5 protein-coding genes are annotated in these 19,415 nt (G+C 47.8%); all 5 read right to left on the minus strand.

Features of this window, described 5'->3' with window-relative positions; genetic code table 11:
- Positions 1–51: 51 nt before the first annotated feature.
- Positions 52–11,523: a galactose-binding domain-containing protein gene (locus CRP01_RS32320; protein WP_099154222.1), complete on the minus strand. Its 11,472-nt coding sequence runs from the start codon at positions 11,521–11,523 to the stop codon at positions 52–54.
- 763 nt (positions 11,524–12,286) lie between these two features.
- On the minus strand, positions 12,287–14,611 hold the full coding sequence (locus CRP01_RS32325) for a right-handed parallel beta-helix repeat-containing protein (RefSeq protein ID WP_099154223.1): 2,325 nt from the start codon (positions 14,609–14,611) through the stop codon (positions 12,287–12,289).
- 129 nt (positions 14,612–14,740) lie between these two features.
- Positions 14,741–15,574, minus strand: a complete 834-nt coding sequence (locus CRP01_RS32330; RefSeq protein WP_099154224.1) for a KilA-N domain-containing protein — start codon at positions 15,572–15,574, stop codon at positions 14,741–14,743.
- 154 nt (positions 15,575–15,728) lie between these two features.
- Positions 15,729–16,217 (minus strand): hypothetical protein, encoded by a 489-nt coding sequence (locus tag CRP01_RS32335; protein ID WP_143473625.1) that lies wholly within the window; start codon positions 16,215–16,217, stop codon positions 15,729–15,731.
- A gap of 119 nt (positions 16,218–16,336) precedes the next feature.
- Positions 16,337–17,104: a ParA family protein gene (locus tag CRP01_RS32340; protein WP_099154226.1), complete on the minus strand. Its 768-nt coding sequence runs from the start codon at positions 17,102–17,104 to the stop codon at positions 16,337–16,339.
- Positions 17,105–19,415 lie beyond the last annotated feature (2,311 nt).

Consider the following 19,415-nt stretch of genomic DNA (forward strand, 5'->3'; position numbering starts at 1 on the left):
GCTGCTTACCAAAGCTTCAACCGATGACGGATCCAGTTTTTCATTCGATCGTTATTGTCGCGGTACACTGGTAAATCTTGGCGAATTACTCTGCCAGAGGTCATAGTCAAGGGCACTGACATCGCCGTCCATGTTGTAGTCAATCAGGTTGTAGATCTGATTTTGCGGACCGTTATTCAACCAGGCACTCTGGTCGGATGCATTGATATCAGTATCGCTGTTCATAGTGCTTGTTTGATCTCCATTGCCGGCGTACATGGTAAATACTCCCGGCAGTACTTCTTTCTGGCCAATAAACTGGCCACCACCAAACGGATCGTTGATGTACGATTGCTTATTCCTAAAGTCATAGCTAATGGTGCCATTGACGATCGGCACCGCCTGGTGGGACATCACCAGCAGGTGATTGCGATGTTCTATTACGATGTAGTAACTCTGAGCCGGATCGAGTACGCAACAATCATCCTCGACGAACTCAATGTGGCCGTCGCTGTGCAGTAGCGCTGCACGCTGACAAATAGCTTCCGAACCATTGCCTGGATCAGTTCTCAGAGAAACCAGCACCCAATCGGTCACCGTAGCCGGGTATCCTGCATCAGCGTTTGCCGGATCGGCCCCGGAATCGTACAGTAAACCTTCTCCTCCATTGTAGTTCCAGGGAGCAATGTTATATACCTGGCCAGAGGTACCCAGCGCAGGGGTATATACATTACCCGTAAATACATTTTCTACGAACTGCCCGGGTAATAATTTAGAATCATTCAGGGTCGTTCGCATCGGCGGCGTTATATACGAGCCGGTCTGTGGACTTATCAAACTTCCTTCCAGGTATACCCAGAGATCGAACTGCACACAATCCAGTTGCTCCTGGAAGTTGTTATCCGCATCCGCTTCACCCGGGGCTACACTTACCGGTATCAGGTTGTCGATCTGCGATATATTCGCCTGATCACCTCCAGCATCGGGTGTGGTATCGCCATCACCAGTGGATGTATAATTCGCCGGTTGCTGCTCGATTACTACATAATCACCGGCATCTACACTGGTAAAGCTGTAGTCGCCATTTACATCCGTGGTTGCCGTCAGGCCGGTATTCGTATCCGGTGTGCCGTCGCCGTCGGTATCTTCCCACAGCTCGATCACTACCCCTGCAATGCCGTCGCCATTTTCGTCGCTTACCGTACCAGAGATGCTACCCGCATTGCCGTCTTCGCCGAAGTTGTTGTCGGCGTCGTCTTCACCCGGAGCTACTGTGACCGGTATGATGTTATCCGTCTGCGATACGTTGGCCTGATCGCCACCCGCATCCGGGGTGTCGTCACCGTCACTGACGCTGGTATAATTGGCGGGCTGCTGCTCTACCAGGACATAGTCATCCGGATTTATATTATTAAATAGGTAATCGCCATTCGCATCCGTGGTGGCCGTCAGTCCGGTATTGGTATCGGGGATGCCGTCACCGTCGGTATCATTCCACAACTCGATCACCACGCCAGGTATACCATCACCATTTTCATCTACCACGGAACCGTTGATACTGCCCGGCTGAATATCGAGGAAATCATTTTCGTGGTCATGCTCGATCGCCAGATAAGTGGAAGGAACACCCGGATCAGTATACACGCTTAACTCCACGGTCAGCAGGTTATCATTCGTGTTGGTGTTCACATCATTGTCCAGAGGGAAAGTACCGCTATCGGTATCCTGGTCGAGTACGGAAGTATAGCCGCTTGGATCTACTTCTTTAATGACATAGGTACCCGGAAGCAGATTTTCGAAATAATAGAATCCAACATCCTTGAACTTACCTTCATAGATGATCAGTCCGCTTGCCGTAGTTGCGGAGATCTGTACCCCAAACTCATCGGTAACGGGGGTTATGCCATCGGCTTCAAAGAGCAGTAGTTCCACCCCGCCAATGCCATCATCACCGGCATCAAAGGCGCCATCATTATTCAGGTCTTCAAAGACATTGCCGGTAATAGAACCGTAGCGGATGATGCCGAAATTCAAATTATCGATATCTGCAGTTCCCGCAGTTACGGAAATGCTGCCGTCCGGCGTGCCATCGGTACCGGCACCGCTGCCGATATTTTCACCGACAAAATCCCATCCGGACGTCACGCCGGGGGCCGGAGCCGGATCGCCAACCGTTTGGTCGGAATTGTTGATAATGACCGTATAGGTCTGGTTGGCCGGAACATCCGTGAAAGTATAGGTGCCGTCCGGATTGATGGGGACACTCTGCACTACATCACCACCGGCATCGACCAGGATGGCGTACATATCGTTGCCGCCAGGAGTATTGAATCCGGTACCGTCGACCGTATTATCCGTTAAGGCATCGTTATCCGCAAACAGGTTGCCGGAAATATTAACTACGTACGATATACTGGTCGTGTGGTCGTCCGTTACCGGGGTCTGCGCATCGCCGTCCTGATCGTTGTAGTTTACCGTTACAGTATTTACCAGGGGATCAGGGTCCGTTTCCTGGATGGTATAGCTCGCCTCGTAGATCCAGCTTTCGCCGACATCTAACAAGTTGTTGGCGTTGGCATCACCACTCACATAATTGCCTGCTCCCGCTATATCATCGCTCACGCTGATGATCGTCGCCGGCGTGCCGTCAGAGGTTCCGGCGTGGTTGATTGTAAAGGTGTAGGTCACCGTCTGACCTTCTGTCGCCGTCGCCGGACCGCTCTTCACTACCTGCAGTACCGGATTGGCATTCGGGGTGGTCGAGGCACTATCCTGATCGTCCTCACCCGCCACATTGTTTCCAGGCGTACTGTCCGGATCGGTCTGATCGGAGGTGACAATTTGCGCTATATTCTCAAAATTACCGGTTGCATTGACCGTGGCTACGATCGTAAAGCTGGTGCTTGTACCGGCTGCCAGACTGAAAGTTCCCAGATTATTATCCGTCACCAGTGTATAACCGTCAGGTAATACATCACTCACACTTACACCGGTGGCATCACTCGGACCGGCATTACTTACCATAATTGTGAAGGTCACCTGATCTCCCACATTTGGAGTACCGTTATCAACCGTCTTGGTCAGACTCAGGTCCGCAGCACATTCGTTAATAGCTGCATTCTGAGCAGAGCCTATCCCTTGCGGTGCACCATTATTAGTGGGGATACCGTCAGTATCCACCGAACCTTCATCTGCATCCGCAAGATTGTCCGAGTTGGTTAGATCACTATAAGTAAAGGAGGCAGCTCCCTCAATAGCATCCGGGCAGCCGTCATTGTCGCTGTCTGTGTCCAGGAAATCCGGAGTACCATCGCTATCCGTATCACATGCAGGAGAACTATTGTCGGTCATATCCAGATACACACCTCCATACTGACCACAATAATAAACGAATGTGAAACTTGTAGACATCTTAGTCTCAATAAATGCCTGCTGTGTGGCTGCCGTAGGACTTACACCGGATATATTGGAGAGCGATTGATTATCTGCTCCACTGGAATGACAATAGGTTGTATAGCCAGCCTCTCTACTGTATATTAATGTCGGGTCGTTAAAGTAAAAGCCGTTAATCGCCCCGGAATTGAAATACAGGTAATCATCGGCTACCTGATTTACAGTATAGAGATCACAATCCGGATTATCTGAAATGCCATCATTATTCCAATCGCAATCTCCATCAATGTCCCTTGCGGTAAATAAGGTAGCCAGGTCGACCGGAATATTTGTTCCACATAAAAAGTAAGAGATAGTAAATTGATAATTGCGATAAGAGGCTCCGTTGTGTAAAATACTACCATCACTCTGGATGGTCCAGATAAATGTTGGGGCATTTAGTCCGGTTATGTCTTCAACGCTTATTCGAACGTCGATACATTGTCCACCGATGGTTTGTCCGGCATTTGGCACATAGACCTGGGGGCCTATATAATCATTTGGATCGGGGTCAGCTAAAATTTGCGCATTACTGAAATCCAAATAAGTCAACGGGTTCGTTAAGCCGATAGTTCCTCCCGGACACTCTTCCGTATCCAGAATTCCATCGTTATCGTTATCCAGATCGCAGGCATTTCCTACTCCATCTCCATCAATATCGGAAAACAATGAGCTACCGGAGTTACAGGGATCACATTCCACGGCCTGGGTAGTAGCATCGTAGGCGCCTACCGGATTATTTCTATTACTGTTCGGAACACCATAAGTATTTGCTCCGGGATTGGTTCCAATGGGCAGATCTACCATCCAGCGTTCATCCAGCTGGTCAAAGCTATACCCAACACCAGCGCTTACAGCATTACTTTCTACGGCATCCGGGCATCCATCATTGTCACTATCGGTATCAAATTGATTGGAGTATCCATCACCATCAGCATCGGCATCACAGCCGCGAATAAATCCGTCTCTGAATGCAATACCCCCTGTACCGCCATTGACTCCCTGCCACCACATACTGGTAACATTGTTGAGGGCAGGACTAATGGTTATTTCAAATGGATTACCACCGGCATTGCCGTTCGGTATGGATACATTCGATTGATCAAAAACCGTATTACCATCTACATCGAATAAGCGAATTCTGTTAATAGAGGTCACATATTGACCATCGCCCAGATTACTTCCGGCATTATTATAGATCGATATTTTGGTTACATTGTCCGTTGCTTCGAATGCATAGATGATGCGATCTATATAAGTATCGGACGAAGCATAGAAAGTACTTTGGCTCAAGTCGATGATGTTGTTTTTCTGCGTTTCTGTGAACGCCACATCGTTGACCACCGAAACATCAAAAGCGCCGATTGCATTGGTTGTAGTACAGGTTTCGTAGATGTCAACAATTCCATCGTTATCATCATCAAAATCCAGGTCATTGCATATACCATCACCGTCAAAATCATCTCCCGGCAGAACGCCGCCTATCTTTCCTGTACAGGGTGCTCCGGCCAGCACCGTAGGAGAGACACTATCCTGATCATCCTCTGCCGGGATATTATTGTCAGGTGTGCTATCGGGATCAGTTTGGTCAGCGGCAGTAACCTGCGCCGTATTAGTATAGTCTCCACCAGGCTGGACCGTAACGGTAATGGTTAGGTTTGCGGTTGATCCGCTGTTCATCACGCCTACGGTCCAGATGCCGGTTGTCGGATTGTATGATCCCTGTGACGTCGAAGCACTCTCATAAGTATAGCCGGACGGCAATTGATCAGTCACCTGCACGCCGGTTGCATCACCGGGTCCGCTATTGTTAAGCGTAATGGTAAAGGTGACCTGATTGCCGACCGCTACCGTAGGATGGTCAACCGTTTTAGTTAAGGACAAATCCGCGATGCAGGCGCTAACACCATCATAGGGTGCCACAAGATATTGGGTGTTATCCGGCGTACCATCCTGGTTACCGTCTATAGCATCTATCAGACCATCAAGATTGGAGTCCGTACCCGTGAACTGGTAATCCGGAGTTTGATCGGTTGTATTTCCCGCCTCATAAGCATCCGAACAACCATCATCATCACTATCCAGATCCAGATAATCCGGGGTGCCATCGTTATCGGTATCCAGGGGTAAGCATCCCGTTAGGCTGTTAAAAGCAACGATATATCCATCGTCGTAGGCTTCTCTGTCCATGACATACGATACGGAAATCGTTTTAACCCAAACGCTTGGATCCAGGTGGATAAACAACACGGTGTTGTCACTTATTCCCGGTGTTCCACCGCCTTCTCCGTAAAAGGTATTTCCACCTACATAAGTCACCGTTGACCCACTACCCGTTCCCAGAGTGTAGTCTGAAGGTTGCAATTCATAATTGCTTCCATCTTCAGTGATAATAGTAAGCTGAACGATTTCGGCATTCGTGGCCCCGCTGGCACCTGTAGTGCCCCCATCGATATCTCCTACTTCGAATGACACGCTATTTAGAGGATCAGCAAAATCTATGGTGGCTACAATAGGCTCACCAGGTGCCTGGCCGCCCTGATGTAAATACCATCCATTGTATTCATTAGGTGAGGCATTTAAATTGGTCGTATTTGAAGTTCCACCATTAATTTGTAAGGAGGCGTTAAAGGAAGTAGACCCAAGGGTATAGGGGCTGCCAACGGGCACATCTGTATTGGGAACGGCCCAGGTATAAGTTGTACTTTCATTGCAGAAGCCTTCATCGGTATCCAGGATACCATCATTGTCATCATCCAGGTCGCAAACATCCGCGACATTGTCACCATCGGTATCTGCGAACTGCGTACTAGCCGGATCGCAGGGATCACATTCCGGAGACTGTACGTTAGGGTCTAGTGAGGTGCCCACTCCTTGTCCGGATGTACCCACTATGTTTGGCACACCGTTTCCGTCAATACAACCTGAATGATCACATAGTGACTGCCCATTTGTTAAATCTGCGTTGGTAAAACTACCATCCCCTTCTATGGCATCCGGGCAACCGTCATTGTCACTATCTACATCTAAGTGATCCGCCACACCGTCTCCATCCGAATCACAACTGTAATTAAGGTTGAACATCGTTTGTGTTAATGTGACCGACCCGGTAGCGTGACCACCCGTTGCGGTCACCTTTAAATAACCCACTGGTTCATTAAAGCGAATTCTTATCACATTGGTGCTACCTGCTGAAAATCCATTTAAGACGTTCAAGTTTAGAGCAGGCCCAGGCCCGTCAGCCACTACCGTAACCGTACCCTCATTTTCCAATATATACTTTAAAGTATTAGACGCTCTCGAACCGACTACGAAGGTTAATTCCGGCCCACTTGCCCCACCGTAGTCAACATCCGTTATATCAAAAGTCAAATCGTGCACCGGCACGTCAAATTCGAAAATGGCGCTGCTTTCTTCGGTATTATCGTAACTACCGCTGAACTGGATACCACTTTTATCTCCCGAAGGATCACGGGTAGCGAAAGATGCCGCAGTAGCGTCGGCCCTTACCGTACCGGTTGAATGAGTCACCAAGGTTAGGGTGACATTATTGCCACCGGGGACTCCCGGTTGAGCGATAGTCTGAGTAACAGTGGTTCCATTCTGAGCAATTAGTCCATTGAACGATCCGAGATCCAGGGTGGTACCCAAATAACATTCATCTGCATCTAGAATGCCGTCATTGTCATCATCCAGATCGCAAACATCAATAATACCGTCGTTATCCGCATCGGCTCCGGTGGGGTCCGTACAGGGGAAAGAACAGGCGGCCACTCCATCATACGGAGCTGTTAAATCCTGTGCATTATCCGGGGTACCGTCTCCATTAGCGTCAACCGCATCTACCAATCCATCATCATTGGCATCAGAGCCTGTGAATTGGTACAGATTTTCATCAGATGTATTATTTGCTTCAAAGGCATCCGGGCAACCGTCATTGTCACTATCGGTATCAACAAAATCAGGTAACCCATCTCCGTCGGTGTCGGTAGAACAAGCAAATACTTGCACTTCAGCAATGTTTAAATAACCATCCGTCGGAGAATTTTCAATAATTCGAACTTTCCTTCCTTTAATAATACTTGGGAAATCTATTGTGGTTGTTAGCGCTGCAGCACCTGGGTGTGTATAAGTATACAACACATTATTACTTGCATCTCTAATTTCTAATATAAAATTATCCAATCGCGAACCCGCAGCATCATCTCTATTCCAAACCACAATTTGTTCGATCCCTTTATCTGCTAAGAGGTCAACTTGCCACCACGATGGGGTTGGGCTATTCCAGGTATGAGCTACCGATCCATCGGAGAATAGACCACTGGTATTTCCATCAATTGCCAGATTCGCAGTACAACTACCACCTGGACAGTTTGAGTTAGCTAATGTAGAGCTCTGTGTAGCCGTACCATTTAAAGCCACGTTAGCTAAACCTGTACATTCGTCAGAGTCCAAAATTCCATCATTATCATCGTCTAAGTCGCACACATCATTGACCCCGTCATTATCCGTATCAATTCCGGAAGCATCTGTACATGGGTTAACACAAGCACTATTATCACCGGCATTGGTAACGGCAGGTGTTGTTGCTTGCGGACTTCCTGATACTGTTGGAATACCATCTGCATCTACGGTAGTTCCTAAGTTCTCTGAACTACCTCCACTACTACCTCCGGTTAATGTCGCAGTTGTGGTGAGGTTGTTCGCCCCTTCCGTTGCATCCGGGCAACCATCGTTGTCGCTATCCGTATCTAAATAGTCTACAATTCCATCGGAATCGGTGTCTATAGGCGTACAACTTTCAAAAATAAATTCTATCCCATCACTGCCATTCCCTTCAACACCAATACCTGTCACATTAAATGTCAACGTGGTGAACGGCGTTGTTGAACTAAAAAAGATGGTTCCCGATGCTGTTCCATTGGTATTATTGGGTTCGGTAGGCGGGGTAGAAAGGCCTTGATTGACATCCGGTATTCTATAAAATTCCGTACTTGTCACTACGAACTGATCATTTCCAGAAAGCTTAAACATACTCACATCAGCAGTCTGTAATTGCCACAAGCTGGAGTTGCTGTAATAAGGTTCAATACCTTGATCAGATGTTCCATTCCCACCTACTCTGTCGATATGCAGTGTTAATTCGGTAATTGGTTGAGCAAATGTTAGTGTAACGGCTCTCGTTCCTTTATCATCCGCGGCATCGTCGATATCTTCACCTTCATCTGAACTCGGAGTAGTATCCCATGTATAGATAAACTGGAGGGAGTTGGCACCCGTTGCGGCAGCATTTGTCCAGTAGTTGGTTCCATTAAAGGTACCATTAGGACTATACGTTAAACTTGTACTTCCACTAATATTAGTCGAACTCATGGTGATACCCAATCCACCTGCCGAACCGGTTGGCGAACTTGTACCTGACCATGAACCGGACAGTTGAGGTGTACACTTTTCATCTGTATCTAATATACCATCATTATCATCGTCTAAATCGCAAAAGTCATTGACACCATCATTATCGGTATCAGTTCCAGACGGATCTGTACATGGATCAACACAAGCACTATTATCACCGGCATTGGTAACGGCAGTTGTTGTTGCTTGCGGGCTTCCTGATACCGTTGGAATACCATCAGCATCAACAGAAGTTCCTAAATTTTCTGAGCTACCACCACTACTACCTCCGGATAATGTCGCTGTTGTCGTTAAATTGTTTGCCCCCTCTGTTGCATCAGGACAGCCATCGTTGTCGCTATCGGTATCCAAATAATCTGGGATGCCGTCACTATCCGTATCTGTATTGCAGGCAAAAACCTGAACCTCGGCGATATTGATCGTATTACCACCAGGATTGTCACCAGATAACTGTAACCGTACATATCTACCAACTTCGCCACCAACGTTTATGATCGGATCACCGGATTCGGTTGCTGAGAGCTGAAATTGAAAATCTGCATTTAAAAGCGCGCCGGATAGATCTGAAGCATCGGAAGGGAAAGGGGTGTTAGAAATTAGTATATACATATTTCCTAACCTATTCTGACAGCAATCGTCCCTATTGAAGATGTTTATTGTATTAATTAATTCGTAAGATCCAAGATCTACTTCCCAATAGTCAGTAGTAGTATTTCCATTCGAGTGTGCTGTACCAGTATGAGATGAGCCTGCGGTATTCCCATCAATTGCGTTAGCCGCTGAACTACCTGTCCAGGTACTGCTTAATGTAGCCGTACCACTGGTCGCAACATTTGCAAAGTCTGTACACTCGGTTACGTCCAAAATTCCATCATTATCGTCATCCAGATCGCAAACATCATAGATACCGTCCAGATCTGAATCAATATTGGAGGGATCGGCGCAGGGATCAGTTGTTACATTGAGAGTATAGGCTTGAGTTCTGGTACAACCGCTACCATCCGTATAAGTTATATAATAGGTACCCGATTGCGACGGCTGCACATTATATAGATTGAAGTAAGAGTCACCGTCGGGTGTATCATCAAAGCTACCATTTGGTTTTTGCAATACCATTCCACTCTGCAATCCGGTTTGTGTGCCAATACCAATATCCTCGCCCTGGTTTACATTTATGGTACTTTGATTTTGCCACCCACCCGCACTGGTCCAAACGTACGGAGCGATGTTGGTTGAACTTGTACAAGGTATCTTTAAGGATACTCCATCTATATTGAGCTCATCTGCACCGGCATAGTTTCCATTGATCAATCTTTCGGCATGCCCGTAGTTTGACCATGATAAGGTTAAGCTGGTCGACGTGGCGGTAAACTGCAGGTGATACCATTGGCTGGTTCCGATTCCGGTTGTTCCCGCATCGCCATTCCACCGCAAATTCCCCTTGGACGGCACCGCCAGCCATTGGTCTATATTAGCCGCACCTGCAGCATTGAACAGGAATGCTCCATCGTATTGATAAATAGTTGATGCCGAAGACGCTTCTCCCGAAGCCCAAAACTCCAAATGATAGGTGGTCCCCACAGTTAAACCAGTTATGGTTTTAGTTAATACAACTGCTTGCTTGGGTGTTCCGAAAAATGATACGTTTGACCCGGTGCAATCAAAAGGAGTTAAGGGGCCACTTGCATTAACAAAGTCCGGAGTTCCGGACCAGGTTACCAGTCCCTGCGCATCAATCGAATAGGTCTCACTCGGACTGGAGTAGGTGCCAACATAAACCGGATTATTTCCAAAATAAAATGAGGGCGTCCCATCTGGTGTGGTTCCGGCAGTATTGTTAGTGACGTTTCTCGGATACGGATAGGAATTCGAGAACTGTTCCCCTCCCGATGTATAAGAACTTCCCGTAACGGTCCAGCCATTAGGTGTCTTTAGTCCATATCTATCCCTGTTAGGAGCAACATAGTAACGACCGGAATTGGCACAACCGGCGACACCGTTGGTCACCGTCTGCCAGTCCGGGTTGACAATAAGGTTGGGGTTAGGATTGGAAATGTTAATTGGAGTATCATCTCCATACATTTGTAAGTTAAATGGGTAGTTTTCAAATTGAATCGCGTTAGTTCCTTGAATCCCAACTTCTAGATCCCAATCACCGTCAATGCCGGTAATATTATCGGAAGCGGCTACGGAAACGCCCAGTCTGTTTTCCAGATATGCGACGGCAGCCCGGCCCTGTCGGCCTTTGCCAAACTCACATCCGTAGATATTCAAATGGGAAATACCAGAACCCATGTTTTGGGTCCTGGCTTCAACAAACTCCGCAATTTGGGTGGGTGTTTTCCATGCACCCTCTATAAAGAGTTTCCCCGGTTTCCCGTGGGAAAATAATTGGAATGTGGATGGATCCTGGGCAGTAACTGCAGGAAAGTCCCGCAGTGCCCGGTCAGTATAGATCGAAGCTATGGTTTCGGTGGTCTTTACGAACGAAAGCTGCTGCGGGTATCCGACGATCAGATCCGGATCCGCTTTTCTTTCCTGATATCCGGGAAAGGAGGAAGCCGACGTGATCTCCGTTATCCCAAGATCGGGTAACGCCTGCAACTCATGGGAGCTCCCCAAAATGCCGGCAAGCAATACGACAAGCGTGCAACAGCACGAGATGCTCCGATAGATAAATCCGTAGAATTGGCCCATAGAAACTCGCTTATGATTCTTTTGTGTGAAAACTGGCGTTTATCGTGTTTTGAAATTGCGTTTACTGATTAAGCAGATCCCCCCGGAGGCTTCCATTATAGCTTACCCTATAATGCTTACCTAAAGCCTCCACCCGAAAGGATCTCTTTCGAGCCCAGGGATCCGGTAATGCTTACAGTAAATCTTAGATTCAAGCGCGCAGCACGTAAATCGGAATAAAGGTTTTCAGAAATTGTGTAAAGGGGGGTTAAGGTTAATTTGAGGATTAAGGTGTTGCCGGAGATACCGTTCGTAGGTTGCGGCACGATCCGGCATCCAGCTTTTTTCATATTCAAATAGGGAGAACTAAAGCGCTAAGCTTATTCTTAGTAAGGAGGAGGAATAATCAAATACCTAATTTTCTTAAGGGAACTTATAAGGTCAAAATTGGAGCAATTGGAAGAGATGCCCAATACGAGTCAGGATGAACGAACGGTATAGGCGATCAGTGCGCTTAATTGATCGACAAGCCAAATGGATCGACTTAGCAGTGGTTTTACGCCGGATATTCCCACATGACTGTGGTTATCCTCTGTTTTAATGGGTTTATCCGGTATAATTGGTGTTTATCGGGAAAAGAGTGGCGGTTAACGGTTGGATGGTGGACGATTGACGGTTTGAATGGCTATTGGATTCCTTGGTCACAATCATTCAGCAATTATAGCCATCCGGATACGCGACCAGGTCTCGTACCCGGATGGATTAGAATAGATGCCTCCAAACCTTACTTTATAATTTCCATCCGGACTATTTGCCGTTCGCCCGCAGCGCGAATGACTGCGAAATAGATGCCGGCCGGCAGATCGCCTGAAGATAAGCGCAGATTATAGTAGCCTGCTTCCTGGCGCATTTCGCGGACCGGACTGGCTACCCGGCGACCGTAAAGATCCCAGATCCCGATATCTACCCTTGTCGTTTTCGGCAACTCATAGCGGATCTCCGCGGCTACGGTGAAAGGGTTCGGAAAAACCTTCATCTGTAATTCCTGCAGGGGCGTTGGCCCATTGTCCACTCCCGGAAGCGACGGCAGGAAGACCTGGACCACGTTATTTGTGTCATCACATTCCATGACACCATCGGCGCTGTCCACCCGGACGGTCAGATAACGATCATCCGGATGGCCGAAGGTGACGATCTTTTGTAATACCAGGGCGGTCCCGACGGAGAGTCGGCCTTCCAGCACCGGCCAGGGGCCGTCCACGTGATTACCCGCCTCGATATCGGCATCGTCCGAGGTGTAGTAAGTTACTTCAAAAGGCAGCAGATTATCCGGAGCGGGATAAGCCCCGGTACCAATGTCCCGAAGCAACACGGAGAAAAGGATATTCTGCCCGTCGATCCGCTCTACTGTCAGATCGCTGAGCTGCAGGTCCGGGCAGCCGCCCGCCGGATCCTCCACGGTAGTAAAATACTGTTCCATACAAGCGCTCGCAGTTCCTTGAAGATTGCGGGCAAGCAGGGTCACGTAGATCCGGGTATTATGAGGCAGGCCCGTGAGTGGTAACGAATAGACATTTCCGAGTTCCAGCTTATCGATAATATCCGTACCGCCGGGAGTGGATCCGAGGCTCAGCTGAAAAGCCGAAGCTGGCTCGCCCGCTACCGTCCAGCTCAGGGTTACATTGACCGGCACCCCGGTCTGTTCGTTTTTTGGATAATGAAGCGTCGCGCAGCCGGGTGGCGCAGTTACTACGGTGGCACAGTCGGAAAAAGGAGAAGTGCCTTGTACGTCGTCCGTAGCCGTAGTGGTAATCACCGTTCCGGCCTGCAGACTAAATGGGAAAGGGGCGCTTAGAGACCAGTTGCCTTTGGCGTCCGCGGTAGTTGCCCCCAGAAGATCGCGCCCCTGGCACCACTGCGAGCAGTCACTCGCGAATTGCCGGAAAACCTCGATCCGGGCCAGCGGGATACTGGAGCCGGTAATGGTTTCCGGGCTGATGCCCGTTACGACCGGAGGCTCCGTCTGTTCTTCCGTTCTGGTGAAGGCCGCGGCATTGCAAAAGAAATGGTTATCCGAAAAAACATTACCGGTATTGCCGCCTCCATTATAAAATACACCGTGCGAGTTGTGCGCAATGGTGTTACCTCGGAATTCATTGTCCGAACTTCCGAAGATGATGATGCCGTATCTATTCGGTTCGGCATGTTCCTGAGGATCGACCCCGAAATAGTTGCCGCTGATGGTATTCGAGTAAGCGTCCACTCCCCTACCCAGGAAAAGACCGTAAAAATTGCCGGTGGAAAAATTCGGTTTATCGGTCGAGCCCAGGATGCAGTCACTTACATCCAACATCTCGAATCCCGAACTGGGAAAATTGCGAATGTGCAGCCCGTACACTTCGGTGCCGGAGGCCCGGATCTGCAAGCCCGAGATACCTCCCGCCGATCCGTCAATAAGGATACTTCCGGGCGTATATCCGGGCTGGGTCGTGGCATCTACCACTACCCGATCGGTCAGGAGCGGCAGATCGCTAGCCGGGAAGATCACATGCGGACCGTTGCCGGGAATGTCAAAACGGATGAGGTCCGGTCCCGGCAGGGTATTGCTGCATTCGATAGCGGCCCGGAGGGAACCGGGGCCGGTGTCGTTGGTATTGGTAACGACCAGGCTGCAAAGGGGATTGGGAGCTTGCGTACAATCCTCACTGACCCAGAAAATATGGCTGTAGATCACCCTCCCCTCTTTATCCACTAATTTGAAATAGGAGATCCCCCGGAATGTCGTAGGTATTCCCGTCTGGTATACGCCGGACCCTCCGTAGGCGCCGGCGATCAGGCAGTTGTCGGTCTCCTCGTTGCAGAGATACAGCAGATAAGGCCCCTGCGGCACGGTCCATTCCACATGCACATTGTCCAGCGGTTCGTAACAGCTTTGGTAGGGGGATACGATCAGGGTGTCATTGAAAAGTGTGGGAGGCGAAGAGGAGGCCGCCGAGATTTCGCGATAACCTGCAATCAGCAGGAGGAAGAGCCATGTGGTCCGAAGCAATTGGCGAGCCGGGCGGTGGCCAAGGGCGGGTTGTGGGTACACCTGAGTTACGCGTTTCATATTATCCGGGGTTTAGGTAATTCCTAAGGTACAAATTGGACCGCTAATTTCAACCTTTTCGGACCAGGATTACCCGGATAATGGAGAATACGGCAGATTTGGGAAACGGCAAACGCTGCAGCCCCTCCCCTATTTCAGCTTTTGGACATCCGTTCCCGGATCCAGGTCTCTCCCTCCGGGCCGCACGATGATCTGCATCTGGTAGATCGCGATCTCGTTGAGGCGCTGGAGACGTTCGGACTGACTGAGTCCCTCACGGATCAACTCGGCGTTGATCGCTTCGAGGTTGGCCAAGACTACCAATTGCTCCGGGGAAGCATGGTCCCGCATATTGCCTTTAGCGTCGGGATTGGCGCGACGCCATTCGCGGGCGGTCTGACCGAACAGAGCCAGATTGAGCAGATCCGCTTCGGAAGCGTAATGAATGGAGGCCTGATCCTTGGTGATGCGATTAGGGAGAATCGATTTTACCGCCGTATTGTGGATCTGGTAATTGATCTTGGTAAGGATGCGACGGACATCCCACTCCAGGGACTCTTTTCGCTCTTCCTGTAGGCGCTGAAACTCTTTTACCATATACAGGTAAAAAGTTGGCGAGAGGTAGGTGGCAAACTGGATGGCAATATCCTTATGGGCGTAAGTACCTCCGTACCGGCCCTGTTTGGATTCAATCCCGATGGCATTGGTGCCTTCCGTCCATTGTTTTACGGTAAGTACAAAAGAACCCAATCCGGTATTTGCTCTAATCCGGTCGAATTCGACCGGATTAAAATCCGGATTGTGGATGGATTCCCAAACTCCGAGAAATTCAACCGTACTGCGGTTCCGCAACCAGGCCTTTAACAGGTCGTAAGGGTCCGCATCAAAATTCTTGCACATATCCGTCAGGCAGACATAATCATCGTCTCCCTTCTTGGAAACGCGGATCAGTGTTTCCTGTACTGTAATTGATCTCTTTGCCACTTCAAAATATTTACTTCGACTCCCAAAGTCTTCGGGGATTACCCCTTTATTTTTAAACCGGTCGAATTCGACCGGTTTAAAAATAAAGGCAGGCCACGGAGCAGGAAACCCCTACCCTACCCCCATTGAGTACACGTTTGAGTTAGACTGTATTTTAGACCGCTTCTTCCAGGCGCTTTTTGTATTCCCGAACCGCACGGCGCACCTCGCTTTCCCCCATTTCTTCGTACATATAATGCTTGAGGGCCATAGAGATGAACTCCGAAATATCCCGGCGATCCCAGAAGGCAGCGGCTCTTACTTCGAAAAGGAACTCCTTTTCGACGGTGTAAAAGAAAGAATCCTTTTCGACATCTTTCTTCTTGCGGCCACGTTTCTTTTTCGGCGGTGCCTCAATTTTGGGTGTTTCCGCTTCCGCTTCCGCTTTGGCCGTTTCCGGCTTGGATGTTTCGATTTCAGGCACGGGAGCCGCTTCTTTTTTAGCCGGAGCTTTCGCTACCGGTTCTTTAGGCGCCTTCTTTTCCGCTTCTTTGCCTTCTTTAGCCGCTGAATCGTCCCGGGTAGTGCCGCCGGTGACCAGCATATCCAGTTTCTTGGAGCGATTGGTACCCATTAAGCTGTCGGTGAAGTTTTTCTTAGCCATGATCTAGATTGTTAGAAGTTTGTTCCGGAGGTTGAGTTCTTTTGGACGTTGGGAGGTGTAGTGTACACCATATTGTAGTAGTTGCCCCCATGCGGGCAACTTCCCACACCGGGTACACATTAGCCGGTAACCAGGGATTCGTGTCTTTTCAGCACTTCCTGCGTAAGCTGTTCGTAATCCTGGGCGCCGTTACAGCGGGAATCATAGGAATAGACATCCGCCCCCTGTGCCTGGGCTTCCGCTACGGCGATATTGCTGCGAATAGTGGTGGTAAAGACCCGATCCCCGAATTGGTCCCGAATGAGCCCCTCGACATTGCTCTTGATGACCAGTCGGCCATCGAACTTGGTGAAGAACACGCCCGTGATGTCGAGCACCGGATTCAGGTCTTCCTTGACCCGGTAGATCAGTTCCTGTAGGTTATCCAAACCCCGCATACTGAAATATTCCGCATCCAGCGGGATGTAGATCTCCCGGGAAGCAGTAAAGGCGTTGATCGTCAGCAGACCCAGGGACGGCGGACAGTCAATAAGGATGAAATCAAAATCCTGCTCCACCTTATTAATAATGGTCTTTTGCAGGATCTTTTCCCGGGCCGTATACGAGCTGAAATACATTTCCGCACCGGCCAGGCCGATATTAGCGGGGATGAGGCTCAGATTCGGCTGTATTTCTATAACCGGTGGCTCGATCTCCCCGAGCATCGCCTCAAAGACCCCGTAATCCAGGTCGCGGTAACCGAAGCCATCCGAAAGGTTCGCCTGGGGATCGAAATCGATCAGTAGGGTTCTCTTCCCCGCACGCGCCAGACCCGCACCGATATTTTGTACCGAGGTGGTCTTGCCTACCCCGCCTTTATGGTTTGCTAAGGATATAATATGTGCCATAGTTCATAATTTTTATCCAGGTGATTTAGACTGCCTATTTCGACAAAATCGGCTATTGGGCCTAAGTTAACATGGTGGATATAGCCAGACAATTTCAACAATCTTGAATTTGTGGACCTGTTTAGGCTATTCCACCTTTTTTTTGCTGATTACCCAGCTTAACTATTTAAGCTTTTGGTTCTATTTTATGGCGACCTAAAAATGTACTCCATTGATAATAGTGTACATTTTTTCACTTTCTCCTATCAGGCTGCCTATTTAAACCATTTAACCAATACTGCTTATTTTCAATTTCTCACCTATTTCTGATAATTCTGAATAATGTAGACTAGACTATCCAGATTGCAAATTTCAAATTTTTCACCAATTCAAAAACAGGTGAACCAGATCACCGATCCGATATTTTTCACAAATCTATACTATTTATGCTTATTATTCAAATAAGACCTCTATTTAATTTTAAAAATTTTTACGCTTGGTTAAATTTTAAACCACTCTAAAATTTTTACTCTATCTAAAAATTAAGATAATTTAAACCTATTTTAAATATATCAAATAGACATGAATTCATCCTATTTCACCTATACTAAATTTATGACTAAATGAAAAATTTTCAACATTGTGAATTTATTACCTATTTTACCTAGGTTAAATATATTTAATTAAAAACCGGCATTTTTCCAGCAGTTAAACTTTTAGCACCAACATTAAATCCACTTATTTGCGATTTTAAGCCCACCTGAATGCACTTAGTTATCCTTTCGGACACATAGACGACACCAGCTGTGGTCGTGTCTTAAAACGGCTGATTTTAAAACCGGGAATTTTGCAGCTGATCGTAAGTTGACTGTTTGGAAAAACTGAGGAAAAGAAAATTGCTATAGATTGTAACAATTTCAACTTAGCGCCGGAAAGTAAAACCATGGATCAAAATCTATCCATTGATCCAATGAGCCAAAAGTAAAGAGATGGTGGGAGATCTCATTCTACTCCCATAATTTTTTTCAGTGACTTCCTAACTCTATATCAGCACTAGGAGTGCATAAAAGAAAACGGTGGTATTTCTTTTTGATGACCGTTGCTATCGATAAGAAGATCGGAACTTATAGAAAGCTCGAAACTATATCCGGCAGGTACCATTGGGGCAAATACTCGGGAATCACACCGTTCTCATTCAATTGATACTAGAGAAAAGGAAAGTCGATGGAGGAGAATGGACCCGGTTTTAGAGATTAGTGGTAAGCCTTTCTCCCGGAAGTGATACTTCCGATCAAAAAAAGGATCACTATGATTTCGCGCAAGATCGGTTCTGGCGTATTAGTATCCATTAAGACTTCTCTCCATTTCCTGCATTCACGATTATCCAGTGCTCAACCTAAAGTATGAGGAATTGGTAAACCTAATGGTAATAGTCATTTCAAAACTCAAAATCAGTTTCAGTCAAAGATGGACCAAACGTTTGCGCAATTGGATCTTGGGGTAATGACATAGGACTGAAAGGTAGTACCCGCAAGCCCGATACAAGCACCGGCAGGCGACCGTACGTTACGACCCGCAATTCAATCAGCCGAATGATTATCAGTTCCCCTTGCTATCCATCTTGATGCAGGTTAAGCATATACCTTTAACGGCTACAAATATTTCAGGGCTATCCCCTTATCGATGTCAGCGGCGTAGCTGCGAAAATATTTGTAGATCAGTAACGGGGTTTACACCGAAGGGCGTAGCTCTGGCCATATTTTGATTTAAAATGTCCGTTCTCCTATTCTATTTACTGGACGCAACATAAAATGCTAAAGTCGAGCTAAGCGATAGTCATTTAGTTATCTCTCATTTTGGACACAAAGGAAAATTTCTTCCAAAGAGAACTTCTGATTCGGATTATCCATAGTTGAATGCCTTCGGCGGGTGCGTTTCGGGGGTTGTCTTAATTTCCCGGTAGAGTAGGGTAGGGCTGTTCAGTTCTCAAATTATTGAAAATAAAAAATGGCAATTTCAATGGCAATAGCAATTTCAATAACTCAAAATCAGGCGAAAAGGTCAAAATCGGAGCAGAATGCTGCCTTTTGCTTGCTATTGCTATTGTGCTTGACATTGTAATGGAAAAATTCGCATTGCGTTTTATAGAACTGAACAGCCCTGCGGTAGAGTAGGGGAGAGGCCAAATAAAGACCGTAAGCATAAAGGATATAAGATGCCCCTGGTCCAAAGCAGTCTGGAGGCAAAGGCCGGGATCGAGCTCGAAGGAAGGGCCGTACGGACCAAAGCACTTTGTACCGTATCGTATACCGGTAGTTAATCATAGCAGATA

Origin of the sequence: Flavilitoribacter nigricans DSM 23189 = NBRC 102662 (genome assembly GCF_002646595.1) — a bacterium.
GTDB classification, from domain to species: domain Bacteria; phylum Bacteroidota; class Bacteroidia; order Chitinophagales; family Saprospiraceae; genus Flavilitoribacter; species Flavilitoribacter nigricans.